Genomic DNA, 24336 nt, shown 5'->3' on the forward strand with positions numbered 1-24336 from the left:
CTTTGATTTGAGGGTCGATCAGATTTTGGGGCGGACCAGTCAGGCGCCGTTGACGACCACTTTCCCGAAGACGTCGCCTTGCTGGAAATAGCGGTAGGCGTCGTTGGCCTCGTCGAAGGCGAACACCTTGTCGATGACAGGCCTGAGGCGATGCACCGAGATGGCGCGCAGCATGGCTTCGAGGTTGGTGCGATTGCCGACGAACAGGCGGCTGATGGTGGCGAGGCTGCGCTGGTAGACCGGGCCGGGGATCTGCACCGTCCCGCCTTTCGCATCCTGTATGGTGAGAAGCACGATGCGCCCGTAAAGCGCGCAGGCGATCATCGATTGCGCGAAGGTCGGCGGGCCGCCGGTCTCGACGACGAGGTCGATGCCGCCGGTCTGCTCGCGCACCGCAGCACCCCATTCCGGCATGTCGGCGGTCGAGACGACGAGGTCGGCGCCCAGCGCCCGCAGCCGGTCCAGCTTCTCGTTGCGCGAGCTGACTGCCACGACACGGCAGCCGAGCAGCTTGGCGAATTGCAGCGCAAATAGCGCGACGCCACCTGAACCGATGACAAGAACCCGTTGGCCGGGCTTCGGCATTTCGGCCGCCGTCACGGCATTCCAGGCGGTCAGGCCGGCGCAGGTTAGTGTCGCCGCTTGATGCCAGTCGAGATGATCGGGAAGCCGCACCGCCCATTGCTCGTCGAGCACGGCGTATTCGGCCAGCATCCCGTCCAGCGTGCAGCCAAGCTGGTCGATCAGACCGGCATTGATGCGGCCATCGATCCAGCGCGCAAAATAACTGCCGGTGACGCGGTCGCCGACCGCAAAGCGGGTGACGGCCTCGCCGACCGCAACGACTTCGCCGGCACCATCGCTCAGCGGAACGACCCCTTGGCGCGGCGCCAGTGGATAGCTGCCGTTGAGGATCATCGTGTCGCGGCGGTTGAGCGAAGCGGCGCGGACACGCACGACGATCTCGTGCGGCTTCGGCGTCGGCTGCGCCTCGTCGCGCATCACCAGGCACTTGGTCCCGCAGGTTCCTTCAAGACGATAACTGCGCATTTGCCTCTCGATATGTAGACTGATCTACATATTATGTAGACCGATTGTCATATTCGAGGCAAGGCCTATAATGCTCACTCCTGACAGAGGTTGACATGGCGAACGACACCCGTACCCGCATACTCGAGACCACGGGGCGCCTGCTTCGGCAGCGCGGCTATCACGGCACTTCGCTCAACGACATATTGAGCGCCTCAGGCGCGCCGAGAGGCTCGCTCTATTTTCATTTTCCGGGCGGCAAGGACCAGCTGGTCATCGAGGTGACGCGCGACAGCGTCGCCGATGTGACGCAGAGGCTGGACGCCGCGCTCGCTGCCGAAAAGGACCCGGCGGTGGCTGTCCACCACATCTACCAGTCGGTCGCGCGCATGCTGGAAGACAATCGGTTCACGCTCGGTTGCCCGATCGCGCCCGTGGTGTTGGACTCGCCGATCGACATGCCGGAACTGGCCGAATTGTGCCGGTCCGCCTTCGAGCAATGGATAGGCTTGCTCAGGGCGGCCTTCGTCAGGGCAGGGGTGCCCGAGCGACGCGCGCACGCGCTGGCATTGCTGGTCGAATCATCGCTTGAAGGACTGATGGTGATCGCACGCGCCACCCACGACCGCGCCCCGGTGCTGGCGGTAGCCGATGAGGTCGCGGCGCTGATTGAGGGGGCATTGCCGGCCAAGAGTGCCGCTGCCGCGGTGCATTGACGTTTATGCCTTCATCGCATCGAAGGCGGCGCGGCGTTCCGCCAAAAGGGCCAAGGCTGCAGCTCGACGATTCATGTTCTGCGCCGCCGCGACGCCTGGAAGCAACGGCATGGTAGCCGAACAGACGCGTCCTGCGGGATACGCGCCTGCTTACTTGGGATCGGACGGCCCCTCAATTTCCGCCACATCAACGAAAAAGGGCGGCATCGCTGCCGCCCTTTCCGTAAGCTTGCGAGATTGGCTGGATTAGAAGTCCATGCCGCCCATGCCGCCCATGCCGCCGCCGCCCATGCCGCCAGGCATGCCGCCGCCAGCCGACTCCTTCTTCGGAGCCTCCGCGATCATGGCTTCGGTGGTGACCAGCAGGCCGGCGACCGAGGCCGCGTCCTGCAGGGCTGTGCGCACAACCTTGACCGGATCGACGATACCCATGGCGATCATGTCGCCATATTCGCCGGTCTGGGCGTTGTAACCGAAGGTCGCGCCCTTGTTCTCAAGGATCTTGCCGGCAACGATCGATGCTTCCGCACCGGCGTTGGCCGCGATCTGACGGGCCGGAGCCTGCAGCGCGCGACGCACGATGCTGATGCCCGCGGTCTGGTCGGAGTTGGCGCCGGTTGCCTTGATGCTCAGCGAAGCGCGCAGCAGTGCGACGCCGCCGCCGGGAACGATGCCTTCTTCGACGGCCGCGCGGGTCGCGTTGAGGGCGTCATCGACGCGGTCCTTCTTTTCCTTGACTTCCACTTCGGTCGCACCGCCGACGCGGATGACGGCAACGCCGCCCGCCAGCTTGGCGAGACGTTCCTGCAGCTTCTCCTTGTCGTAGTCCGAGGTGGTCTCCTCGATCTGCTGCTTGATCTGGGCGACGCGGCCCTGGATCTCGGCCTTCTTGCCGGCGCCGTCGACGATGGTGGTGTTCTCCTTGGAGATCGACACCTTCTTGGCGCGGCCGAGCATGTTGAGGCCGACATTCTCGAGCTTGATGCCGAGGTCTTCGGAAATGACCTGGCCACCGGTGAGGATGGCGATGTCTTCCAGCATGGCCTTGCGGCGATCACCGAAGCCCGGCGCCTTGACGGCAGCGATCTTCAGGCCGCCACGCAGCTTGTTGACGACCAGCGTGGCCAGGGCCTCGCCTTCGACGTCCTCGGAGATGATGACCAGCGGCTTCGAAGTCTGCACGACAGCCTCGAGGATCGGCAGCATGGCTTGCAGGTTGGAGAGCTTCTTCTCGTGGAGCAGGATGTAGGCGTCTTCCAGATCCGCAACCATCTTTTCGGCGTTGGTGACGAAGTAGGGCGAGAGATAGCCGCGGTCGAACTGCATGCCTTCGACGACTTCGAGCTCGGTCTCGGCGGTCTTGGCTTCCTCGACCGTGATGACGCCCTCATTGCCGACCTTCTGCATCGCTTCCGCGATCATCGAGCCGACCGAAACGTCGCCATTGCCGGCGATGGTGCCGACCTGGGCAACCTCTTCCGAGGTCTTGATCTTCTTGGCGTTCTTGATCAGCGTTGCGACGACGTCGGCGACGGCGAGGTCGATGCCGCGCTTGAGGTCCATCGGGTTCATGCCGGCGGCAACCGCCTTGTGGCCTTCCTGGACGATCGACTGTGCCAGAACGGTCGCGGTCGTAGTGCCGTCGCCGGCGATGTCGTTGGTCTTCGAAGCAACTTCGCGAACCATCTGCGCGCCCATGTTCTCGAACTTGTCTTCAAGCTCGATTTCCTTGGCGACGGTGACGCCGTCCTTGGTGATGCGCGGTGCGCCGAACGACTTGTCGATGACGACGTTGCGGCCCTTGGGGCCGAGCGTGACCTTCACCGCGTCGGCGAGGATGTTGACGCCGCGCAGCATGCGCTCGCGAGCGTCGCGGGAGAATTTTACGTCTTTGGCAGCCATTTTTAGCTCCTGGCAGGGGCTTGGATTGAGCCCGAAGATTTAAATGAGGGTGAGGCCGATATTCAGCCGATGATGCCCATGATGTCGGATTCCTTCATGATCAGAAGGTCTTCGCCATTGAGCTTGACTTCGGTGCCCGACCACTTGCCGAACAGGATGCGGTCACCGGCCTTGACGTCCAGCGGGACGAGCTTGCCGGCTTCGTCGCGGGCGCCGGAACCGACGGCGATGATCTCGCCTTCCTGCGGCTTTTCCTTAGCCGTGTCGGGGATGATGATCCCGCCCGCGGTCTTGGATTCGGATTCGACCCGACGAACGACCACGCGGTCATGAAGCGGGCGGAACTTCGACTTTGCCATTTTTTATTCCTCGATGAGAATGGTGAGAACAGTTCCTCCGTCCGGCGGCGCCGGACATGTGGTTAGCACTCATCTTGGGGGAGTGCTAACGTGGCGCTGAAATAGGCTGGCAACTCGCGCGAGTCAAGGCGCCCGGTGAGCATCATCAGGACAATTGCTTCAAACGGATACTTGACTAAGTCAACTAAATCGCTGATCTTGCCGGGAGGAGGATGCCATGACCATTCATCATCACCCAGGCAAGGAGCGGATCGACGCGGTGCGGGCCTTCAACCGCTTCTACACCCGCCAGATCGGGCTGCTCGACGAAGGGCTGCTGAAAAGCACCTTCTCGCTGACCGAGGCGCGAGTGCTCTATGAGCTGGCGCATCGCGATGGCCTGACCGCCACCGACCTTGGGCGCGATCTCGGCCTCGATGCCGGTTATCTCAGCCGGCTGCTGAAGAAGTTCGAGGACCGTGATCTGGTCGAGCGCGCCACGATCGAGACGGATGCACGGCGTTCGACGATCGCGCTGACCAAGGCCGGGCGGCAGGCCTTCGCGCCGCTGAACCAGGGTTCGCACGACCAGGTCGCGGCATTGCTCGACCGGCTTCCAGTTCCCGAACAGGACAGGCTGGTCAAGGCCATGCAGACGGTACAGCGTCTGCTGGGCGGAAGCGCCGAGCCCAAAATTCCCTATATGCTGCGGCCTCTGCAAGTCGGCGACATCGGCTGGATTATCCATCGGCAGGGCCTGCTCTACGCACAGGAATATGGCTGGGACGAAACCTATGAGGCGCTGGTCGCCGAAATCCTCGGCGCTTTCGTCAAATCCTTCGATCCGAAATGGCAACGCAGCTGGATCGCCGAGCGGCAAGGCGAGGTCGTCGGCTCGGTCTTCGTCGTGCGCCAGTCGGACGCGGTGGCGAAGTTGCGCCTGCTCTATGTCGAGCCGTCGGCGCGCGGCCTCGGTATCGGCAAGCGGCTGGTCGAGGAGTGTATCGGCTTTTGCCGCGCCACGGGTTACACGACACTGACGCTGTGGACCAACGACGTGCTCGCCGCCGCCCGCCACATCTATGAGGCTGCGGGCTTTAAATTGACCAACGAGGAGCGCCACCATTCCTTTGGCAAGGATCTGGTCGGCCAGAACTGGAATGTGGAGCTGTAGCAGCGCCGCAGAATTTTCGAGCATCGGCCTGGGGCGGTCGCTCAGGTCGCAGGCTTGATGTTTTGGTTCAAGCGAAAGAAATTGGTGGGATCATACTTGTTCTTTAGTGCGGCCAACCTCGGATAATTCTCGCCGTAAGCCGCCAGAACCCGATCAGTGCCTTCTTCGCCGAGATTATTCGCATAGACGCCGCCGGTCGAGAACGGTCTCATTGCATCCCACAGGTCGCGCGCCCATCGGATGTGCGTTTCGTCGTCAGACGGGTAGTCCCAGATCGTAAAGCGCATCCCGATTGGCGTAGGCGTTCCGTCCATCGGTACTCGCGAGATGGCGCCGCCAACCTGCTGCAGGACCAGAAGCGATTCGCTGGGTGCAGTCATGTAAGCCGCAAGCATGGTATCGATCGCCTGATCTGTGATTTCGCGCATGAAACGCGCCTTCCAGTAGTAGCGCCGCCCGCGCGGAAAGCGGAAAGAGGCTGTCCCCGGCCGATTGGATTTGAAGATAGGGGACAGGAGCAATCCGGCGCTCAACTGGCGTGCCATACTCTCTCAGCGGTTGAATGATTTGCTGGCCTTCGTCGAGTGGGCCGATGCAGCACGCCGATATGCTGAAGAAGCGTTCGCCCGAGGGCGCCGTCACAAGCGCTGCATCCAGGCTCAGCTCATCCGGGGCGCCGCTCGAGAACCGCATCGCTTCGCGTTACAAGCGCCCGGCGTAATAAATTGCTAACTACGATCGCCCTGCACCAACTGCCATGCACACTCGCCGGCTTCTGGCACAATCCGGCTCCTTGAATTATGAGCACGCTTATTATATATGTCGCTCATGGTTTCCGACGGCATCGACAGATTAGGCTTTTTGATCCACGACGTGCAGCGCCTGATGCGCAAGCGCTTCGAGGCGCGCGCCAGTGGTTTCGGCCTTTCTTCAGCGCAATGGCGGCTTCTGGTACGTGTCGCCAAGGAGGCGGGTGTCGCGCAGGCGCGGCTTGCCGAGCTTCTCGAAATCGAGCCGATCAGCGTCTCGCGTCTTGTCGATCGCATGGAGGAGGGCGGCTGGATAGAGCGTCGTCCCGACGCAACCGACAGGCGAGTGCGCATGATTTTCCCGACCGCCAAGGCAAACGCGGCCTACACCCACGTCAAGAGCCTTGCCGGCGAGGTCTATGAGGAATCGCTCGTTGGCGTTTCGCCGGAAGATCGCCGCGTCCTGGTCAGGGCGCTGGAGACAATGGTGCAGAATCTTGCAGATGGTGAGGCGCCGCCCTCGGAAAAAGTGAAGAATACGGAAGGCACAGCAGCATGAACGCGGTAGCCAAACTAGATGAGAATGCGGCCAAGCTGGAGATGGAAGCTCCCGCGAAGCCGGCGGCAGCTCCGGTAACGGTCGCTCCGCAGATAGCTCCGGCGCCGGTGGCGCCGAAGCAGAAGCGCCGTGCCGGCCGCTTCCTGTTGATGTTTGTGCTGCCCGCTGCGTTGATCGCCGGCGGCAGCTATGTCTGGGTGACCGGCGGCCGCTATCAGGAGACCGAGAACGCCAATCTGGAGCAGGCCAAGGTGTCGATAGCCGCCGATACGGCGGGCCGCATCGTTCAGGTCGACATTTTCGACAACCAGTTTGTCAACCAGGGCGACGTGTTGTTCGCTATCGATCCCGAGCCCTACCGGATCGCATTGGCCCAGGCCGACGCGGCGGTGGCCGGCGCACGGCTCAATGTCGAGCAGTTGCGTGCGGCCTACAGCCAGGCGCTGGCGCAGGAGAAGTCCGACGAAAGCCAGGTCCAGTACGCGCAGTCGCAATATGACCGCGCCGCCGACCTTGCCCAGAAGGGCATCAACGCCAAGTCGTCTCTGGACGAAGCCAAGAACGACCTCGACAAGGCGAAGCAGCAGCTGGCCGTGGCCCAGCAAGGGATCGTCAGCGCCAAGGCGGCACTTGGCGGCAATCCCGACATCGAGACCGACAAGCATCCAACGGTAATGGCGGCGCTCGCCGCACGCGACAAGGCGGCCTACGATCTGGTCCAGACCACGGTCAAGGCACCCGCCGACGGCATCATCAGCCAGGCCGCTTCGTTCAAGGTCGGCCAGTATGTCGGTTCGGGCACGCCGCTGTTTTCGCTGGTCGAGACCGGCGACACCTGGGTCGACGCCAATTTCAAGGAAACCCAGCTCACCAACATGAAACCCGGCCAGAAGGCCGAGATCATGGTCGATACTTATCCGGGCAAGACGTTCGAAGCCACCGTCAAGGCGATCGGCGCCGGCACCGGCGCCGAGTTCTCGCTGCTGCCCGCGCAGAACGCTACCGGCAACTGGGTCAAGGTCACGCAGCGCATTCCGGTCCGCCTGGAATTGACCGATGCCGACGCCAAGGCGGCGCTGCGCACCGGCATGAGCGCGACCGTCACGGTGGACACCGGCGTTTCCCGTGGGCTGCCGAGCATTTTCCGCCGCGCCACGGCAGGCGAGGCCAGGTAAAGAGGCCTGGTAGCGGCCGCATAGCAAACAGCGAGATGGATGCAGGATTGGTCCGAGGGAGGCGCAGGAAAAGTTGAATGCGTAGACGGGCTGCGCTGTAGCCTGCCTGAGCAGACAACGTCGCGCAGGATCTTCGGCCCTCAGGTTTCCGGGCGGCAGGCGCCCGCTTGGTCGAAACGCTCAGTCGATGTAACCCCCACATCGATGCTCGCGTCCCACCGCGATGAGGGTCTCTCTACAGCGGGGCCTCGCCGTCCGGAAACCTAATGTACACGTTTTTGTTACCTGCTGGAAGTTTTACGTCATGAGCAGCCCAGAACCCTTTCGCGAAGTACCGCACCGCGGCCTGATCACAGTTGCGCTCATGCTTGCGACGATCATGCAAGCGCTCGACACGACGATCGCCAACGTTGCGCTGCCGACCATGACCGGCGATCTCGGCGCCTCCCCCGACAACATCAACTGGGTGTTGACCTCCTACATCGTTGCCGCGGCGATCATGACGCCGGTGACCGGTTGGCTGGCCGACCGCTTCGGTCGCAAGGAGCTGTTCCTGACGGCCGTGGTCGGTTTCACCGTCTTTTCAATGCTGTGCGGCATCGCCTGGAGCCTTGAGACCATCGTTTTGTTCCGGCTCATGCAAGGCATGTTCGGTGCGGCCATCGTGCCGCTGTCGCAGACCTTCCTGCTCGACATCAACCCCAGGGAACGCCACGGCCAGGCTATGGCCATCTGGGGCGCCGGCATCATGCTGGGACCGATCCTTGGCCCGACGCTGGGTGGCTGGCTGACCGAGAATTTCAACTGGCGCTGGGTGTTCTTCATCAACCTGCCGGTCGGCATCATCGCCTTCCTCGGCATGGCGGCATATCTTCCCAGCGTCCCCCGGCGGGTGCGCAGCTTCGATTTCTTCGGCTTCACCATGCTCTCGCTCGGTGTCGGCGCGCTGCAGCTGATGCTCGATCGCGGCGGCGAGGTCGACTGGTTTTCCTCGATCGAGATATGGGTCGAGCTTGGTCTTTCCATCACCGGTTTCTGGGTATTCACCATCCACACGTTGACGGCGGAGCACCCCTTTATCGACCCGAAGATCTTTCTCGATCGCAATTTCGTCACCGGGCTCGCGTTCATCTTTGTCATGGGCGTGCTCATCCTGGCGAGCATGTCGCTGCTGCCGCCAATGCTGTCGACCATCTTCGGTTATCCGACCCTCACCATAGGCATCGTCTTGGGCCCGCGCGGTGTCGGCACGATGATCGCGATGCTGTTCGTCGGGCGGATCATGCACAGGGTCGATGCCAGGATCCTCGTCGTCATCGGCTTCCTGCTGACCGCGCAATCGCTCTACACGATGTCGAGCTTTTCGCCGCAGATGGACAACTGGCTTATCCTCAGTTCCGGCGTCATCCAGGGCCTTGGAATGGGAATGGTGTTCGTGCCGCTGTCCACCGTGGCTTTCGCCACGCTCGACGCACGCTTCCGCACCGATGCAACGGCGCTGTTCAGCCTGGTGCGCAATCTTGGCTCGTCGATCGGAGTATCGGTGGTGACGGTTCTGCTGGTACGCAACACGCAGATCAACCACGCCGAGCTCTCGGCCTATATCAATCCGTTCAATCCCAACCTCTGGGCGGCATCGCCGACAGCGGCGGGCGGCGATCCGACGGCGCTGTCGCTGATGGATCGCATGGTCAATATCCAGGCGATGATGATCTCCTACGTCAATGACTTCAAGCTGCTGATGATGATGACACTGCTTGCTGTCCCCTTTGTTTTCCTGCTGCGCAAGCCAAAGGCTGCGCCGCCCGCCGGTGGCGCGCCTGCCGCGCATATGGACTAAGTCTCACGGCTCCGGCATCGCGACCGGCTCACGGCTTCCGTTGCCTGTGCCGGTAGCGTCGGCGTTGAGCCAGGTTCACCTGCCATTAGTATATCCGGACCAATATGCAGTCGCTTTTGGGTTGAAGGCGAGCCTCCATTGCTTGCCTCAAGCATCAGCGGGAGGAATTGTGTTTGGCCACGAAGTCATCCAGGCAAACCGCCGACGCGCCCGAATCCGCAAATTTGACGACGCTGGCACAACTGGCGACTGCCTCATATGAGGCCCTCGAGCGCGAGCTTCGCGCCACGATTGCGGCACTTCAGGACCAGGCACTGCGGTTCCAGACCGCGATAGAGAACATCTCGCAAGGCATCTGTTTCTTTGATGCCGGTGAACGGCTGATCCTGTGCAATCGACGCTACGCGGAAATCTATCGCCTTGCCCCGGAGCAATTGCAGCCGGGTGCGGCGCTGCGCGAAATCGTCGAGCGGCGCGTCGCTGTCGGAACCTCGGCAATGAATGCGGACGCTTATCTGGCGTTGGCCCGGGCAGTCAATTCGGGCACGGCTTCGGGGAACTGGACAGCCGAGCTCGCCGATGGCCGGACAATTCAGGTCTGCCATCAGCCGATGCCTGACGGCGGATGGGTGGCCACGCATGAGGACATCAGCGAGCTCAGCGCCAACCGCTTGGTCGTCGACGAGCGTATCTCCTTGCAGACGCTGATCGACCTCGTGCCTGACTACATGTGGGTGAAGGACACCGAAAGCCGCTTCGTCGTCGCCAACCGAGCCATTGCGTCCGACAGCGGTCGAGACAGCACGAGCGACATGATCGGTCTGAGCGACTTCGACCTTCACGCGCCGGATCTTGCGCAGAAATTTCGCCTCATCGAGCAGCAACTGATGCGCGACGGACAACCGATGATCGACGAGGAGGAGTTCGTCGTCGATGCGTCAGGCACCGGCAAATGGTTCCTGTCTACGAAACTGCCGTTGCGCAACGTTCAGAACAACATTTTCGGCCTCGTCGGCATTGCCCGCGACATCACTGCGCGCAAGCAGGCCGAAATCCTTCGCGACGGGCAGGCGCATATCCTCGAGATGATCGCAAAGAGCGCTCCCCTCGAAGACGTGCTCGAGCGGCTCATGCGTCTGGTCGAGTCCCAACTGGGCGGGGATATTCGGTTCGGTCTTGCTGCTCGACAAGGATGGCAGCCACTTGCGCCACGCCGCCGCGCCGAGCCTGGCGAGAGACTACACCGACGCCGTCGACGGCGCCGCGGTGGGCCCAAGGGCAGGGTCTTGCGGTACCGCAGTCTATCGGCGCGAGCCGGTGATTGTCGCTGATATCATGCAGGATCCGCTTTGGCAGGACTATCGCGAACTCGCGCGGCCACACGGTTTGCGTTCATGCTGGTCGACGCCGATCCTGTCGCATCAGGGCGCCGTGCTCGGCGTCTTTGCGATGTATTCTATGACGGTGCGCGAGCCGACCGAGGCCGAGACCCGCCTCATCGATTTCACCACGCGCATCGCCGGGATCGCCATCGAACGCAAACAGGCCGAAGACCGGATCCACTTCATGGCCAATCATGACGTGCTGACCGGGCTTCCCAATCGCGCCTTGTTGGAGGACCGGCTTTCACAGGCGGTCTTGTACGCCCAGCGATACGATCGCTGGGTGACAGTGGTGTTCATTGATCTAGACAATTTCAAATTCGTCAACGACACGCTCGGCCACAATGCCGGCGACGAGCTTCTGAAGACCGTCGCAAGTCGCATGGTCGACTGCGTCCGGGCGACCGATACCGTCGTGCGGCTTGGCGGCGACGAATTCGTCGTCGTGCTTTTCGACCAGCCGGCGAACGTCGATCTCGTTTCCGAGACCTTGCAAAAGCTCAGGGCTGCTCTCGCCGAGCCGGTTCGGCTCGGAGCGCATCTTGTGCGGGCGACGGCCAGCATCGGCATTGCCAACTATCCCAAGGATGGGACGGATCCCGATACGCTGCTGGCAAATGCCGACGCGGCCATGTATCGCGCCAAGGAGTTCGGCCGCGATAATTTCCAGTTTTACGCTCCGGAGTTCAACACCAGGGCGCATGAAAAATTCGTGCTTCAGGAAGAGTTGCGAAACGCCTTGGCGCGTTCGGAATTCACGCTGCTCTACCAACCGCAGGTGGACCTTCGGTCAGGTCGGGTTTTTGCCGTCGAGGCGCTGATACGCTGGAACCACCCAACGCTTGGCACGGTAATGCCGACGATGTTCATCCCGACCGCCGAGGAGACAGGTCTGATCGTACCGATCGGCGACTGGGTTCTGCATGAGGCGTGCCGGCAGAACAAAGCCTGGCAAGACGCGGGGCTGCCGCCCTTGACCGTTTGCGTGAATGTGTCGGCGCGGCAATTCAGGGAGCGCAACCTGATCGATCGCATCGTCAGCGCGCTGAAGGACAGCGGCCTGGAGGCCAGGTATCTCGAGCTGGAGGTGACCGAGAGCCTTATCATGCAGGATATCGAGCTGGCGGTCGCCACCATGAACGCCCTGCAAAGCCTGGGTGTCCAGATCTCGATCGATGATTTCGGCACCGGCTATTCCAGCCTCAGCGCACTCAAGACCTTTCCCGTGGCGCGGCTAAAGATCGACAAGTCCTTCATCAAGGATCTCGCCGCCGACGAGAACGATCAGGCTGTGGCCAGCGCGGTGATTTCATTGGGGCAAAATCTCAACCTGAGGGTCATCGCCGAGGGCGTTGAGACAGATGATCAGGTTGCTTTCCTGCGCAGGAACAATTGCGACGAAATGCAGGGCTATCATTTCAGCAGGCCGGTTTGTGCGCAGGACATCGAGGAATTGCTCGGCGGCGGCCGCAAAGACTGACGGATCGGTCGCCAGCAGGCTTCCGCCGTCCAAATGGTGGAAGTTATCTGCCGAGCACAAGGCACCAGTAGCGAAGCGTGCTGTCGCGGCCGTCGCGCACATAGGCGAGGCCGAAGCGGGTGAAGCGCGGGTCGAGCATGTTGCGGCGGTGGCCTGGCGAATGCACCCAGATATCGAACAGCTTCTGCTGGTCGAAGCGGCCTTCGGCAATATTTTCGGCGGCAGCGCCGGCAATGCCATTGTCTTTGACGCGCGAGGCAAAGTCCTTGCCCCAGCCAGTGGTGTGATTCATTCGGCCGCCGCGTGCCATATATCCGGCCTGCTGGAGCGCCGCCTGCTCGAGCCGGGCATCGGGGGCGAGCGGCCCCAGACCCGCCGAAGCGCGGATGCCGGCCAGCGTGCCGGCGGCGGAAGCAGAGACACCGGCGCTTTCACCGGTAGGCAGCACGGCGGTTGCGCAGGCGGTGAGCCCGGCAAGGGCGCCAAGGCCGGCAGCTCTGAGCAGCACGCGCCTGCTTAGGCTTGGTTGGGCCTGATAATTTTCGATTTTCGTAACGGTCATGCCCGCCTGACATAACCGCGATCATGGCTTTTGCCGGGCAGGGCGGTGAAAATGCGTGATGAATGGTTTTGACGCGATGGCACTGTGTCAGATTGATTTCACCGCTCAATCGAAACAGGCCTGCTCGGATGGCAGCATTCGCCCAGACGGCTGTTCGGGCTCGACACTCCCAGGAGCTCGATACCCAGTCAGGCCTTCACGGACAGAGAGTTTCTTTTGCCCTACCTTTGCGGCTTCACGAGCGCTGGCGAGGTATCCTCGGTTGCAAATTTTTGCTGGGGGATATCGCTTGCAGTGACGACCGGAGCGATTCGTACGCCTGAGCACCAAGCAGCCTTCGGTATTGGTCTTCGAGACGCTGATTGAAATCGTGGACGGTCCGGATCACCGCAAGCGCCGCGTCAGTTGCAACGATTAATTTGGCCCGTCGGTCGTTCGGATCATGCGAACGCCGAACATAACCAAGGCGCTCCAGTTCATCGATCAACTCACCCATCGATGCTTTGCCAATGCCAGCACGCTCTGCGAGGACGCTGGATCGGGTTCCTTCCGCGTCGATGTTGGCGAATACAGCGCCGTGTTTGGGCTTGATTGCCGAATGGCCGCTCTCCCGGAGAACCTGGACCAAAGCGCTCGCCGACGATTGATAAGCATAGAGAAGCAGAGACTGCGTGTATGGCTGATTATCCATCTTTCCAAACTTATATGGTGCCCATATAGTATGGCAACCGAACTATATGACAGGAGGTCAGCATGGCTACCGGCAACATCCGAACTGAAGGGGTGGAAAGTGTCGCGCACAGGCTGATCGAAGCTTGGAATCGTCACGATGCTCGCGCCTTTGCCGCCGTATTCGCGGCAGATGCCGAGTTTACAAACGTCTTCGGTATGCAGGCGACTGGACGTGACAAGATCGAGCAGTTCCATGCCCCAATTTTTGAGAAGATGTTCAAGCACAGCCATCTATCCGCCGAAAGCGTGCGGAACAGGCTTGTTCGCCCTGATGTTGCCACGCTCGACCTGCGGTGGTCTATGACTGGCGCGCTCGATCCGATGGGAAACGAATGGCCGCGTCGGCGCGGATTAATCAGCGTAGTGGCGACGCGGGATCATGATGAATGGTTGATTGCAACGATGCACAATATGGAACTTGGGGACGATCAAATGGCAAAGTCTCAGGAGAAACTTCAAGAGGATAAGTAGGCTCTTCGTTCACGTCAGGATCGAAAGCGACAGCCAGCCAGCATGGTCAAGCCGATCTGATCGGGCAACGAGATCGAACGGCGGATCAGGTGATCAGGATTGGCGAGCTATGCTACAGGAGTTGGTGTGCCGGATGGCGGTGCCTTGTCCCGGTTTGGCTGGCCACAATGGCGCGCCCCATAGCCGGCCGCCTTGGTCTTGCGGAATCTAATGTATGAACGGCTTGGAGCGCTCTGGGCTCTCGCCGGCAGTTCTTTGCGGCGGTGATCGCCGGTCGGCTATTCCGCCGCCACGAGTTTGGTTTCCGGCGTCGATGTAGCCCGGTCGGCCCGATCGTCCTCGGTATCTTCCCACCAATCGCCCAGGGCGTCGATGAGCGGCACAAGCTTGAGCCCGGGCTCCGTGAGGTCGTAATCCACGCGTAGCGGATAGCCGGTACGCGCCGTTCGCCGCACGATCCCGGCTTCCTCCAGCTTGCGCAGTTCCAGCGCCAGAATGCGGTGCGAAACTGTCGGGTTGTCACGCCTCAAATCGCTGAAGCGCTTGGTCCCGTCCTTGAGGTAGTAGAGCAGCAAGGTGGGCCAGCGACCGCTGAGCACACGCATAGTCTCCTCGATCGGGCAGCGTGAGACGACATCTTTCATGGCGGGGACCTGGTTACAGAATAGTGCGTAATTTACATGGGGCGACCAGCGTTTAGGGTCAAGTTTCGCTGCGCAGCGTAATCCCTAAATCATGGAAGAGACAAAGAAATGGAACCTGTTCTCCTTTACGGCTTCCCGCTGGGAAGTTCGATGGGGCTTGTCGCTGCATTTGAACGCGTCGGACAACCCTACCGCCTGTGTCGCGTCGATATGCTCACTGAGATGAAGAACGACGCCTATGCCAGCATCAACGGCCGTCAGGAAACGCCGGTGTTGATCACCGACGAAGGCAGGGTGCTCACCGAGACCATGGCGATTGCCGCCTGGCTCGAAGCCCGCGACACGCAACGCCGTATCAGCTTCGATCCTCGCTCGCCGGAGGGCGACCGGATGCATCAGCTGATGGCTTTCGTGAACACCGGTTTCACCGCCGCTTTCACCCCGCTCTGGGCGGCTTACGAAATGGAATCGGCCGAACCGGTGCTGCTGGCGACCTTGCGTGATTTCGGCCGCAAGGTCGTTACCAACCGCCATGACCAGCTCGAGGCGATGATCCTCGACACGGATTTCCTGGTCGGCGACCGGCCGACGCTTGCCGATACCACGCTGATCGGCGTAGCGCGCTGGGCGGAGTTCCACCAGGCGGTCGACGGCGCCGCTTATCCCAGGCTGGCGGCGCTACGCCGCCGCATCGAAGCCGATCCGGCCGTGCGATACGCGCTCGCTGTCGAGGCTGGCGAAAAGCCCGCCGGGTCCGGCGCTTGCCTCGGTCACGTGCCGCTGGCCGAGGTGATCGATCGCTTCGCGGTGTAAACTGTTCGTTCAGCGCCCGGTGCCCCGGCGCCGGGCGGTGGCGACAAGCACGCCGAGATCGGCTATCATACGGGCGTTGTTGAAGTGGCAGCTGCGGGCGGCCATCCTGGCGGTGACCGCTCCGACACACGGGAGAAAGGTTATGGCCGGCTTTCATGTCATGGCGGACGCACGTGGAATGCATGTACAGCCCACGGTGCGCCGCATCAGCACCGAGGATCTGATCGATGCGCTCCGTCTCGGCGTAGAGGATTTCTGGGCCAAGCCGTCGCATTATGTGTTCCTGTGCCTGATCTATCCGGTGGTCGGCCTGATCCTGACGCAGTGGACCTCGGGCTCGAACGCCATCCAGCTCATCTATCCCCTGATGTCCGGCTTCGCTTTGGTCGGCCCGTTCGCCGCAATCGGCCTTTACGAAATCAGCCGCCGGCGCGAGTTCGGCATGGATACATCCTGGTGGCATGCGCTCGACGTGCGCCACTCGCCGGCGCTGCCCGCGATTGCAGTCATCGGTATCATGCTGGTGGTACTGTTCCTGCTCTGGCTGTTCACCGCGCAATCGATCTACACCAGCCTGTACGGCAATCAGCCTCCGGCCTCTATTGTCGGCTTTATTCGCGAAGTGCTGACGACCAGCAAGGGCTGGACACTGATCCTGCTCGGCAACCTGGCCGGGTTCGCCTTTGCCGCGATCGTGCTGGCGACGACCGTCGTCGCCTTTCCGCTGCTGCTCGACCGCGATGTCGGCGCGGTCTCGGCAATCGAGACGTCGGCAAGGGCAGTTCTGACAAACCCGCTGCAGATGGCGCTGTGGGGCCTGATGGTCGCCGTGCTGCTGGTCATCGGCTCGATCCCGCTATTTGCCGGGCTTGCCGTCGTCATGCCTATCCTTGGCCACGCGACCTGGCATCTTTATCGCAGGGTGGTCGAACCGGAGCGGGCACAGCCGGACCGGCGGCCGATGTAGGACCGATCAGCGTTGCGCGTCGGTTGCCATCTTGACGGCCAGCGCGGTCAGCACCGTGCCCATCATCCAGCGCTGGATCACCAGCCATAGCGGCCGCCCGGCGAGGAAGAGGGCGATCGAGCCGGCCGTCACCGCGATGATGGCGTTGACGGTCAGGCTGATCGCGACCTGTGTGGCACCGAGCACCAGAAGCTGCGACAGCACGTGGCCCTTGCCGGGGCTGATGAATTGCGGCAGCAGCGACAGATAGAGCACTGCCACCTTCGGGTTGAGCAGGTTGGTCATCAGGCCCATGGCGAACAGCTTGCGCGGTCTGTCTTTCGGCAGTTCGCGGATCTGGAAGGGCGAGCGCCCACCGGGCTTCACCGCTTGCCAGGCGAGCCACAGCAAATAGAGCGCGCCGGCAAGGCGCAGCACATCATAGGCAAAGGGCACGGCGAGCAGCAACGCGGTGATGCCGAACGCCGCCGACAGCACGTAGAACAAAAAACCGAGCGCCACGCCGCCCAGCGAGATCAGTCCGGCCTTCGGCCCTTGCGACAGCGAGCGCGAGATCAGATAGATCATGTTCGGGCCGGGCGTCAGCACCATACCGAGGCAGACCAGCGCGAAGGCAAGATGGTTGGCGGGTTCAGGCAAGAGCGCATCTCCGGGTGGGGACACTCACCACATGCTTCCATAACCCGCAAGGGCATGACGGCAGGAGCCTTTGCGCCAGCGCGCCGGGCCCCCCTGCCTTAGTCGCCAATCCCATCGCCTTCAGCCGACGATGCGCAGGTTCGACAATTCGTTGGCGATTTCCTTGAAATTGTCGGACAGCGTCGCGCCTGTCGCATTCCAGAACAGCTTGGCCGGCTTGCTCGGGTCCGCCGGATCCTTGCGGAAGCGCGAATCCGAGGAACATGCCTTCAGCGCATCGATTGCCTTCTTGTCGCCGGCATCCGTGGGTGACAGGTCGAGCGCCACCGTCATCACCAGAATATTTGAATTCTTTGCGTTGGCGCAGAGCGTTTTCATCTGCTCGTCGAGTGCTGCCGTGTAGTTGGCACCGGTATAGGTGGTCTTGCCGATATCGGTGCTGGTATTCATGAACAGGCGGGTTACGCTTCCAGATCCCGGATAGGTCAGGCCAGTGTAGCCGTAGGCGGCGTAGGTCGACCTGTTGTTGGCGTAGCTGCTGTCGCTGACGGCGCTATAGGTATTGGCTCCGTCGGTCAACACCACGACCACCTTGTCGTTGCCCCTCTCGCTGTTCGGCCGACCATCGGTGAACGGTGGGTTGCTCGATACAGTTCGCCAGCCCCAGGCAAGGCCCTCCGGCACGTTGGTGTTGCCGTTCGGCGCCATGGCGTCGATGGCGTCCTTGATCTCCTGCTTCTCTGCGTCCTGGCTGACGTCCTTCAACGGCGTGATCGGGTTGGTGGTGCAGGAGGAATTCGGCCCATCGCCTGCGGCTGCGGATTGCGAACCGTATGGTTTTACAAGGAAATATTTGCGCATGTCAGACTGGCGCTGGGAAGCGGTAGGACCGGCGACATAGGGCCAATCGGCCCACCAGTTGTTGCCGTAATTGTAGGACGTGCCGATGACGTCGTTGATGCCGTCACGGTTGAAATCGAGCCACAGAGTGCCAGCCTCATCCGGGGCGAACATCGGCACGAAAAGCGTGGCCGGCGCGGTTGTATCGGGCGTGGTGTCGCTGACATTGTAGGGATATGGCCGTGCTTCGACGCAACCTTGCCAGCTCGCATAGCGGCTTGTGGTGTAGATATATTCCGGTGCGCTCCAATGGCCGTACTGGCAGGTGCCGTTCTTCTTGTATGTGTCGCAGACATATTGCTTCGAATTGGGTACCTCTTCGCGGCCCGATTCGACCGTCATGTCGGCGTAGAGGCTGAAACGGGTCAGCGGCTGGTCCTTGGTCTCGCCCCAGCCGGTGCCGCGCTTGTACCAGACGCCGTTGAGCTTCTCGGCATATTTGTCCGGATTGTTGGCGGCACTCATCGTCGTCCAGTCGAAATCCTCGTGCTGGATCGGGGAGATGCCGTCCTGATCCATCCAGCCGTCCTGGTCGTGGGTAGGGCCGACATTGACCGAGGCCGCAAACGGCACGAGAGAAAACTGCACCGGTTTGGTGATCTGCTTCATCTGCTGCGCCTGAAGCGCCAGCGTATCGACAAGCTGCTTGGCGGCCGACTTCAGCAGGTTTATTCGCTTCTCGCCGGTGCCGGAGCCGAGATCACTCATCGAGCCGGAATTATCCAGCACAAGCGCGACTTCGAGGGTGTTCTTGAGGCGGAGTTCCGAACATTCGGTGAAGGTCGTGTCGCTTGCCGTGCCGCCGATCAGCAGGCTGGCGGCCGGTAGAAAATAGGGATGGAAGGTGAGGCTGGCGCAGAGCTTCAGGGTACCGCCGCCGGCATTGTTGTTGGGCAGCGTGACGGTCAGCGCTGTATTCGCCGGGTCGATACGTGCGAGATTGGTTTCGAAAAATGTCTTGGCGTAGGCCTTGACGTCGTCGTCGCTGGCGCCGGCAACGATCTGCTGGGCGGCGGCGAGGCCGGCCGCATCAAGGGCGTTCAGCGTTTCGTGCTTTTGGCGCAGCAACTCCCCGTAGTCGACACTGAGCGCCAGACCGGCCATCAGCGGCACAATGGTGATTGCAGTCATTAACGAGTAGTTGCCACGTCTGTCGTGTCGGAATTCTCCGACTATTGCCTTCAGCATTCCCGCCCGCCCCATTTTTCCCGGACGATGCCACGCATTTTTAAATTTCCGATTGCTGAAATACGTTCAAGGCCGGTACGGGTTTTCAATCCCTGTTAACCACGCGTCCGCAATCGGCAATGCTGCTCCGAGCTTCCCGCGGCAAAGCCTCTAAAAAAGGGGATAAGGCGCTGGAAAAGAAAAGCTTTCACCATCGCGTGCTCGCCGGCGTCCCCGTGCGACAATCTTGCGGCGCTATGAAAGCTGGTGACAGGGTGAAGCGCTTCGGTTAATCCCAGCCGGTCGCGGCGGACCGTCGGTCGCGGCGCTTGCAAGCATCATGGTACAGGGACAACGGCATGGCGGATTCGCCCGACATCATCGGTTCGCTCGCAGACTTGTCGGGAGCCTATTCAGCCATCCTGTGCGACGTCTGGGGCGTGGTGCACAACGGCGAATGGCATTTCCCGGCGGCGGCTGCCGCGCTGATCGCTGCTCGCGCGGCGAAAATACCTGTCGTGCTGATCACCAATTCGCCGCGTCGCAGCGCCGACGTGGTGGCGCAGATGAACGCCATCGGCGTTCCTCCCGCCGCCTACGACCGTGTCGTGACGTCCGGCGACGTTACCCGCGACCTGATCGCGGAAGGGCCGCGAAAGATCTTCCACATAGGCGCCGATCGGGATTTCACGCTCTATGAGGGCCTCGACGTCGAACTCGTCGAGGAGTTCGAAGCATCCGGCGTGGTCTGCACTGGCCTGTTCGATGACGAGGTGGAGAAGCCGGAGGATTATGCCGATCTTCTGCTGCGGCTGCGTGCCAGGAACCTGCCCTTCATTTGCGCCAATCCCGACATCGTCGTCGAGCGCGGCGAACGCATGATCTGGTGCGCGGGCGCTTTGGCCCGCGAATACGCACAGCTTGGCGGACGCACGCTGATCGCCGGCAAACCCTACGCGCCGGTCTATGATGTCGCCATGAAGGAGATCGCCGTCATTCTCGGCCGCCCGGTCGAGCGTTCGCAAGTTCTGGCCATCGGCGACGGCATGATGACCGACATCAAGGGCGCGGCCGACAATGGCTTCGACGTGCTCTACGTATCGGGCGGGATCCATGCCCGTGATTACGGTGAGACGCTGCAGCCGGATCCGGCCAGGCTCGCGGCCTTCCTGGAAAAATATGGCTACAGGCCGGTCGCGGTGATTCCCAGGCTGCAATAGGTTCAAGCCATGACTGCCATGTTCGAACGCATTTCCGCAACCGCACCGCTGCCGGCCCATCTGCGCGGCGGCGTGGTGGCTATCGGCAATTTCGACGGCGTCCACCGCGGCCACCAGGCGGTGCTCGAACGCGCGCGCGCCGAAGCGGAGCGTCGCGGCGTACCCGCCCTGGTGCTGACCTTCGTACCGCATCCGCGAAAGGTGTTCAGGCCGGACATGCCGTTGTTCGTGCTGACGCCGCCGCCGATGAAGGCGCGGCTGTTGTCGCATCTGGGCTTTGCGGCGCTGGTCGAGCAGCCGTTCACACGCGAGTTCGCCGCCTTGTCGGCGGAGGCTTTCGTCACCGGCGTGCTCGAGCGCAATCTCGGCATAAGCCACGCCGTCACCGGCTTCGATTTCCATTTCGGCAAGGACCGCCAGGGCGGCCCGGCCTATCTGATGGCTGCCGGCGAGCGCCACGGCTTCGGCGTCACGCTGGTGGATGCGTTTCGCGACGAAAGCGCCGAGGTGGTGTCGTCGAGCCGCATACGCACGCTGCTGTGCGAGGGCAATGTGGCCGAGGCCGCCGGTTTGCTCGGCTACCGTTTCACCGTCGAGGCGGAGGTGATCGGCGGCCAGCAGCTCGGCCGGACACTCGGCTTTCCGACCGCAAACATGAGGCTTTCGCCGGAAGCCACCCTCAAGGAAGGGATTTATGCCGTCCGCTTCCGCCGCGCCGACGGTTCGCTTCACGATGGCGTCGCCAGCTTCGGCCGCCGGCCGACGGTCGACGACAATGGCGCGCCATTGCTGGAGACCTTCGTCTTCGACTTTTCCGGCGACCTCTACGGCGAGATTTGTGCCGTGTCCTTCTTCGGCTACCTGCGCTCGGAGGTGAGGTTCGACGGGCTTGACGCGCTGGTCGCCCAGATGAAGTGTGACGAGGCCGAGGCGAAGGCACTGCTCGCCGGCGTCAGGCCGCTTTCCGGGCTGGACGCGGCCATAGCTTTTTAGAGCATGGTCCCGAACCGAAGGTCAGCGAAGCAAAAAGTGGGAACCGGTTTTCCGATTAAGATCATGCTCAACCAGAATTTATCTCTTCAGCGCCAAGCCAAGGGCGATGAAGCTCCAGCCCTGGAAGATCAGGTCGACGGCCAGGAACAGGCCCAGCACCCACACGCTGTTGACCGGCCAGCCCATGGCGACGACCAGTCCCGCCAGCGCGCTGATGACGCCGGCCGCTACCACCCAGCCCCAGCCGGGCTGCGGCCGGTGGCTGTAGCCGACCCAGGCCCTGAGCACGCCTGAGGCAAGCAGCGCGACCGCCAGGAGGAAGGTCAGCACCGTCGAGGCGAGGACCGGATTGTCGAAGGCGAAGAAGCCGGCGACGGCATAGAGGAGGCCGCTGAGCAGCCAATAGAAGAAGCGGCCCCATGTCTTCACACCGAAGGCATGGATGATCTCGACAATGCCGGCCATCAGCATCAGCCAGCCCACGACAAAGACCGAGGCGACGGTTGCGATGAACAGATTGCCGAAGGCAATGCCGCCGAAGACAAGCAGCAGCACCCCGAGCGCGACGAACCATCCCCATTTCGCCCGCGTCTGGCCAATGGCGTCTTTCATGGCATCGCTGTGCACGGTCATTGCCCTTTTCCCTCAAGGTTGCCTAGCTTCTTTGTTCCGGAAGGTAGCGCCGATCGCCTTGCCCGTCCAGCGAGCAGGCTGTGAGCGCCACACTCCCGAGCGATCCGCTAGACCTCCGTTTTTGACCCGAAGCGGCCAAATACCAGATGGAATAATTCGATCATGTGGGGGGTGAGCCAGTGCTAAAAGATAACAAGCGGGTTTACGGGCGACCCGTCGTCCCGTGTATTCGCCGCAGCGCAAGTGTAACGAAAATTCCCAGTGCTGGCATTGGCCCTTTATACGATGACGTGTGCTGCTGCTATATGCCGTTTTCCACGCTTGATGAGGCTAGGGAAGCAAAATGAGCGATGCGGACGAACACCTCGATCTGACGGAGATCAACGCCGTCCGCAGGTTGTTGACCTCAAAGCCTCGAACGGTCCGCTGGGACGAACGCCGGGCACGGCTCGACGAAGTCGGTTCGGTGTGGCCAGTCGCGGAGGACATCCGATGCGAGCATGTGGTTTTCGATGGCCTCGAGGGAGAGTGGTCGCTGGCGCCTGGGAGTGACAGGGACAAGATTCTGCTGTTTTTCCACGGTGGTGGCTACTGCTCCGGCTCTCTTAAAAGTCATCGTCGAATGGTGACCGAGGCAGGTCGGGGAATGGGAATGCGCACCCTCGCGATCGACTATCGCCGCGCACCGGAACATCCTTTCCCTGCGCAACATGAAGACGCACTCACCGCATGGCGCTTTCTGAGCCGGCAAGGCATCGCGTCGGACCGCATCGTGGTTGGCGGAGACAGTGCGGGCGGCAACCTCACTCTGTGCCTGGTCAGTATATTGCGCACGTCAGGCGAGCCGTTGCCGCAATGTCTTTGGCTGGTTTCGCCCTGGACGGACCTTTCGATGTCCGGCGCGACACTATCAACCAAGGACGCAATCGACCCTATCATCCACCGGGCGTATTTGGAGGAACTGGCAACGGCCTATGTTCCCAATGGCGTTGGTCGGCGCGATCCGCTGATCTCGCCCTTGTTCGCCGATCTGAGCGGATTTCCCCCAATGCTGATACAAGCCGGTTCGGCCGAGACGCTGTTGTCGGATGCAACTCGGCTCGCCGAAGCCGCTGGCGCGGCTGACGTTAAAGTAGGTCTCGAAATTTGGCCGCATATGATTCACGCTTGGCCGGTTTGGAATGCGGGGTTGAGCGCCGGTCGCCGTGCTCTTCACAGCGCAGGCATGTTTGTCCGCGAATGTTTGTAACCCCTGCCGAGGCAACTGCTATCGTATTCCAAACACTTGATCTGGAATCTTGGTGCGCCAAACAATCGACTGCAACGCGGAACAGGCCCCAACGCGGCCAATGTTGCGGATATTAAGTCAAATTTTACCGAACTGGCGCCATGGCTTCAGTCAAGGCTGGTTGTATCGGCCAATGCGTTCGACGTATGGAGTAACGATGCGGTCTGTCCCGACGATCTTGGCCGCATTCATGCTCGGCACCTGCGGCGTTGCCAAGGCCGGCGAGGGCACCTTCGGCTGGCTGTCCGGAGACTGGTACCTGACGGTCGGCGCCACCGGCATGGTTGCCCCGAATTTCGAGGGCGGCAAGAAGTACCTGCTCAGTGCCTCGCCGATCATCTCGCTCGGCAAGGCTGGCCCCGCGGCGCGCTTCACCTCGCGCAACGACAATATTTCATTGGCATTGATCGACGATGGCGGCGTCCGCGCCGGCCTGACAGGCAAGTTCCTGTTTTCCCGCGACGGTGGTGACGCCGACGAATTGAAGGGTCTCGACCCGGTGCGCTGGGGCGGCGAGGCCGGCGGCTTCTTCGAATTCTATCCTTTGGATTGGCTGCGTGCCCGCGCCGAAATGCGGCACGGCATTCGCGCCCATAACGGTTTTGTCGCCGACATCGCCGCCGACGCCTTTTACGATGTGACGCCCGACGTCAGGATTTCGGCCGGACCGCGCGTTTCGTTCGCCTCATCGGACTATTTCGACGCCTATTACGGCGTTGATGCCAAGGAGTCCCTGGCCTCGGGACTTAGCGAATATCATCCCGGCGGCTGGGTGAAGTCGGCGGGCCTGGGCGGCGCAGTGACCTGGAAGGTGACCGAGCCGATGACGGCCAGTCTGTTCGGCGAATATTCCCGCCTGATGGGCCCGGCCGCCGATTCCAGCCTGGTCAAGGAGCGCGGCTCCAGGGATCAGTTCATGATCGGCGTGTCGACGACCTATCGCTTCGATTTCTCGATGTGAGC

Annotated in this window: 24 protein-coding genes and 1 pseudogene; 15 read left to right on the forward strand and 10 right to left on the reverse strand. The window is 61.8% G+C overall.

Annotated elements, in window-relative coordinates; translation table 11 throughout:
• Positions 1 to 39: 39 nt before the first annotated feature.
• Positions 40 to 1050 carry a zinc-dependent alcohol dehydrogenase family protein gene (locus NKH33_RS19095; protein ID WP_352921011.1) on the reverse strand — a complete coding sequence of 337 codons (1011 nt, stop codon included), beginning with the start codon at positions 1048 to 1050 and terminating at the stop codon, positions 40 to 42.
• A 95-nt stretch (positions 1051 to 1145) separates the two neighbouring features.
• Here NKH33_RS19095 and NKH33_RS19100 point away from each other — a divergent pair, with 95 nt between their 5' ends.
• Entirely contained in the window at positions 1146 to 1745 is a 600-nt protein-coding gene (locus tag NKH33_RS19100) for a TetR/AcrR family transcriptional regulator (protein WP_352921013.1), read from the forward strand.
• 246 nt (positions 1746 to 1991) lie between these two features.
• Here the strand turns inward: NKH33_RS19100 and groL are convergent, their stop codons facing one another.
• Positions 1992 to 3647 (reverse strand): chaperonin GroEL, encoded by a 1656-nt coding sequence (gene groL, locus NKH33_RS19105; RefSeq protein WP_352481739.1) that lies wholly within the window; start codon positions 3645 to 3647, stop codon positions 1992 to 1994.
• A 62-nt stretch (positions 3648 to 3709) separates the two neighbouring features.
• Positions 3710 to 4006, reverse strand: a complete 297-nt coding sequence (gene groES / locus NKH33_RS19110; RefSeq protein ID WP_006203049.1) for a co-chaperone GroES — start codon at positions 4004 to 4006, stop codon at positions 3710 to 3712.
• A 217-nt stretch (positions 4007 to 4223) separates the two neighbouring features.
• Between groES and NKH33_RS19115 the strand changes: the two genes are divergently transcribed.
• The gene (locus NKH33_RS19115; RefSeq protein ID WP_352921015.1) at positions 4224 to 5159 is read left to right on the forward strand and encodes a bifunctional helix-turn-helix transcriptional regulator/GNAT family N-acetyltransferase; all 936 of its coding nucleotides are present in this window, start codon (positions 4224 to 4226) and stop codon (positions 5157 to 5159) included.
• Positions 5160 to 5200: 41 nt separating this feature from the next.
• Here the strand turns inward: NKH33_RS19115 and NKH33_RS19120 are convergent, their stop codons facing one another.
• On the reverse strand, positions 5201 to 5704 hold the full coding sequence (locus NKH33_RS19120; protein WP_352921017.1) for a BBE domain-containing protein: 504 nt from the start codon (positions 5702 to 5704) through the stop codon (positions 5201 to 5203).
• 283 nt (positions 5705 to 5987) lie between these two features.
• Between NKH33_RS19120 and NKH33_RS19125 the strand changes: the two genes are divergently transcribed.
• The 6 genes and pseudogenes from NKH33_RS19125 to NKH33_RS19150 all read left to right on the forward strand — a co-directional run bounded on the left by NKH33_RS19125 (position 5988) and on the right by NKH33_RS19150 (position 12344).
• On the forward strand, positions 5988 to 6467 hold the full coding sequence (locus NKH33_RS19125) for a MarR family winged helix-turn-helix transcriptional regulator (protein WP_352474535.1): 480 nt from the start codon (positions 5988 to 5990) through the stop codon (positions 6465 to 6467).
• The gene (locus NKH33_RS19130) at positions 6464 to 7642 is read left to right on the forward strand and encodes an HlyD family secretion protein (protein ID WP_352921019.1); all 1179 of its coding nucleotides are present in this window, start codon (positions 6464 to 6466) and stop codon (positions 7640 to 7642) included. The genes NKH33_RS19125 and NKH33_RS19130 overlap by 4 nt, the downstream gene beginning before the upstream one ends.
• A gap of 304 nt (positions 7643 to 7946) precedes the next feature.
• Positions 7947 to 9482: a DHA2 family efflux MFS transporter permease subunit gene (locus tag NKH33_RS19135; protein WP_352921021.1), complete on the forward strand. Its 1536-nt coding sequence runs from the start codon at positions 7947 to 7949 to the stop codon at positions 9480 to 9482.
• A gap of 224 nt (positions 9483 to 9706) precedes the next feature.
• Positions 9707 to 10813, forward strand: coding sequence for a PAS-domain containing protein (locus NKH33_RS19140; protein WP_352921046.1), 1107 nt, complete (start codon positions 9707 to 9709; stop codon positions 10811 to 10813).
• Positions 10707 to 10958, forward strand: a pseudogene (locus NKH33_RS19145) (GAF domain-containing protein); the annotation flags it as partial. The gene NKH33_RS19140 and the pseudogene NKH33_RS19145, both read left to right, overlap by 107 nt.
• A 90-nt stretch (positions 10959 to 11048) precedes the next feature.
• Positions 11049 to 12344, forward strand: a complete 1296-nt coding sequence (locus NKH33_RS19150) for a putative bifunctional diguanylate cyclase/phosphodiesterase (RefSeq protein WP_352921048.1) — start codon at positions 11049 to 11051, stop codon at positions 12342 to 12344.
• A 43-nt stretch (positions 12345 to 12387) separates the two neighbouring features.
• Here NKH33_RS19150 and NKH33_RS19155 read toward each other — a convergent pair whose 3' ends face one another.
• Positions 12388 to 12906: a CAP domain-containing protein gene (locus NKH33_RS19155; protein WP_352503378.1), complete on the reverse strand. Its 519-nt coding sequence runs from the start codon at positions 12904 to 12906 to the stop codon at positions 12388 to 12390.
• A 235-nt stretch (positions 12907 to 13141) separates the two neighbouring features.
• Positions 13142 to 13597, reverse strand: a complete 456-nt coding sequence (locus tag NKH33_RS19160; RefSeq protein ID WP_352685527.1) for a MarR family winged helix-turn-helix transcriptional regulator — start codon at positions 13595 to 13597, stop codon at positions 13142 to 13144.
• Positions 13598 to 13659: 62 nt separating this feature from the next.
• Between NKH33_RS19160 and NKH33_RS19165 the strand changes: the two genes are divergently transcribed.
• The gene (locus NKH33_RS19165) at positions 13660 to 14109 is read left to right on the forward strand and encodes an SgcJ/EcaC family oxidoreductase (RefSeq protein ID WP_352921023.1); all 450 of its coding nucleotides are present in this window, start codon (positions 13660 to 13662) and stop codon (positions 14107 to 14109) included.
• Between the two features lie 278 nt (positions 14110 to 14387).
• Here NKH33_RS19165 and NKH33_RS19170 read toward each other — a convergent pair whose 3' ends face one another.
• Positions 14388 to 14753, reverse strand: a complete 366-nt coding sequence (locus NKH33_RS19170) for a winged helix-turn-helix transcriptional regulator (RefSeq protein ID WP_352474516.1) — start codon at positions 14751 to 14753, stop codon at positions 14388 to 14390.
• A gap of 108 nt (positions 14754 to 14861) precedes the next feature.
• On the opposite strand from NKH33_RS19170, the gene NKH33_RS19175 reads away from it, so the two are divergent.
• Positions 14862 to 15566 (forward strand): glutathione S-transferase family protein, encoded by a 705-nt coding sequence (locus tag NKH33_RS19175; RefSeq protein WP_352685525.1) that lies wholly within the window; start codon positions 14862 to 14864, stop codon positions 15564 to 15566.
• Between the two features lie 142 nt (positions 15567 to 15708).
• Positions 15709 to 16533, forward strand: coding sequence for a DUF2189 domain-containing protein (locus NKH33_RS19180; RefSeq protein WP_352541597.1), 825 nt, complete (start codon positions 15709 to 15711; stop codon positions 16531 to 16533).
• Positions 16534 to 16539: 6 nt separating this feature from the next.
• Here the strand turns inward: NKH33_RS19180 and NKH33_RS19185 are convergent, their stop codons facing one another.
• Together NKH33_RS19185 and NKH33_RS19190 are read right to left on the reverse strand one after the other, a co-directional pair.
• A complete protein-coding gene (locus NKH33_RS19185) occupies positions 16540 to 17172 on the reverse strand; it encodes a LysE family translocator (protein ID WP_352817458.1) in 633 nt (210 codons plus the stop codon).
• A gap of 120 nt (positions 17173 to 17292) precedes the next feature.
• Positions 17293 to 19260: a pilus assembly protein TadG-related protein gene (locus NKH33_RS19190; RefSeq protein ID WP_502906745.1), complete on the reverse strand. Its 1968-nt coding sequence runs from the start codon at positions 19258 to 19260 to the stop codon at positions 17293 to 17295.
• A gap of 338 nt (positions 19261 to 19598) precedes the next feature.
• Between NKH33_RS19190 and NKH33_RS19195 the strand changes: the two genes are divergently transcribed.
• Together NKH33_RS19195 and NKH33_RS19200 are read left to right on the forward strand one after the other, a co-directional pair.
• Positions 19599 to 20459: a TIGR01459 family HAD-type hydrolase gene (locus NKH33_RS19195; protein WP_352503369.1), complete on the forward strand. Its 861-nt coding sequence runs from the start codon at positions 19599 to 19601 to the stop codon at positions 20457 to 20459.
• Positions 20460 to 20468: 9 nt separating this feature from the next.
• Complete coding sequence (locus NKH33_RS19200; RefSeq protein WP_352921028.1) at positions 20469 to 21452, forward strand: bifunctional riboflavin kinase/FAD synthetase; 984 nt, start codon at positions 20469 to 20471, stop codon at positions 21450 to 21452.
• Between the two features lie 78 nt (positions 21453 to 21530).
• Here NKH33_RS19200 and NKH33_RS19205 read toward each other — a convergent pair whose 3' ends face one another.
• Positions 21531 to 22085, reverse strand: coding sequence for an HdeD family acid-resistance protein (locus NKH33_RS19205; protein ID WP_352921030.1), 555 nt, complete (start codon positions 22083 to 22085; stop codon positions 21531 to 21533).
• Between the two features lie 343 nt (positions 22086 to 22428).
• On the opposite strand from NKH33_RS19205, the gene NKH33_RS19210 reads away from it, so the two are divergent.
• Together NKH33_RS19210 and NKH33_RS19215 are read left to right on the forward strand one after the other, a co-directional pair.
• Positions 22429 to 23334: an alpha/beta hydrolase gene (locus NKH33_RS19210; protein WP_352817452.1), complete on the forward strand. Its 906-nt coding sequence runs from the start codon at positions 22429 to 22431 to the stop codon at positions 23332 to 23334.
• A 196-nt stretch (positions 23335 to 23530) separates the two neighbouring features.
• A complete protein-coding gene (locus tag NKH33_RS19215; RefSeq protein ID WP_352921032.1) occupies positions 23531 to 24334 on the forward strand; it encodes a MipA/OmpV family protein in 804 nt (267 codons plus the stop codon).
• The last annotated feature ends 2 nt before the right edge of the window (positions 24335 to 24336 follow it).

This window comes from Mesorhizobium sp. M1182 (genome assembly GCF_040318335.1).
In the GTDB taxonomy this organism is placed as follows: domain Bacteria; phylum Pseudomonadota; class Alphaproteobacteria; order Rhizobiales; family Rhizobiaceae; genus Mesorhizobium.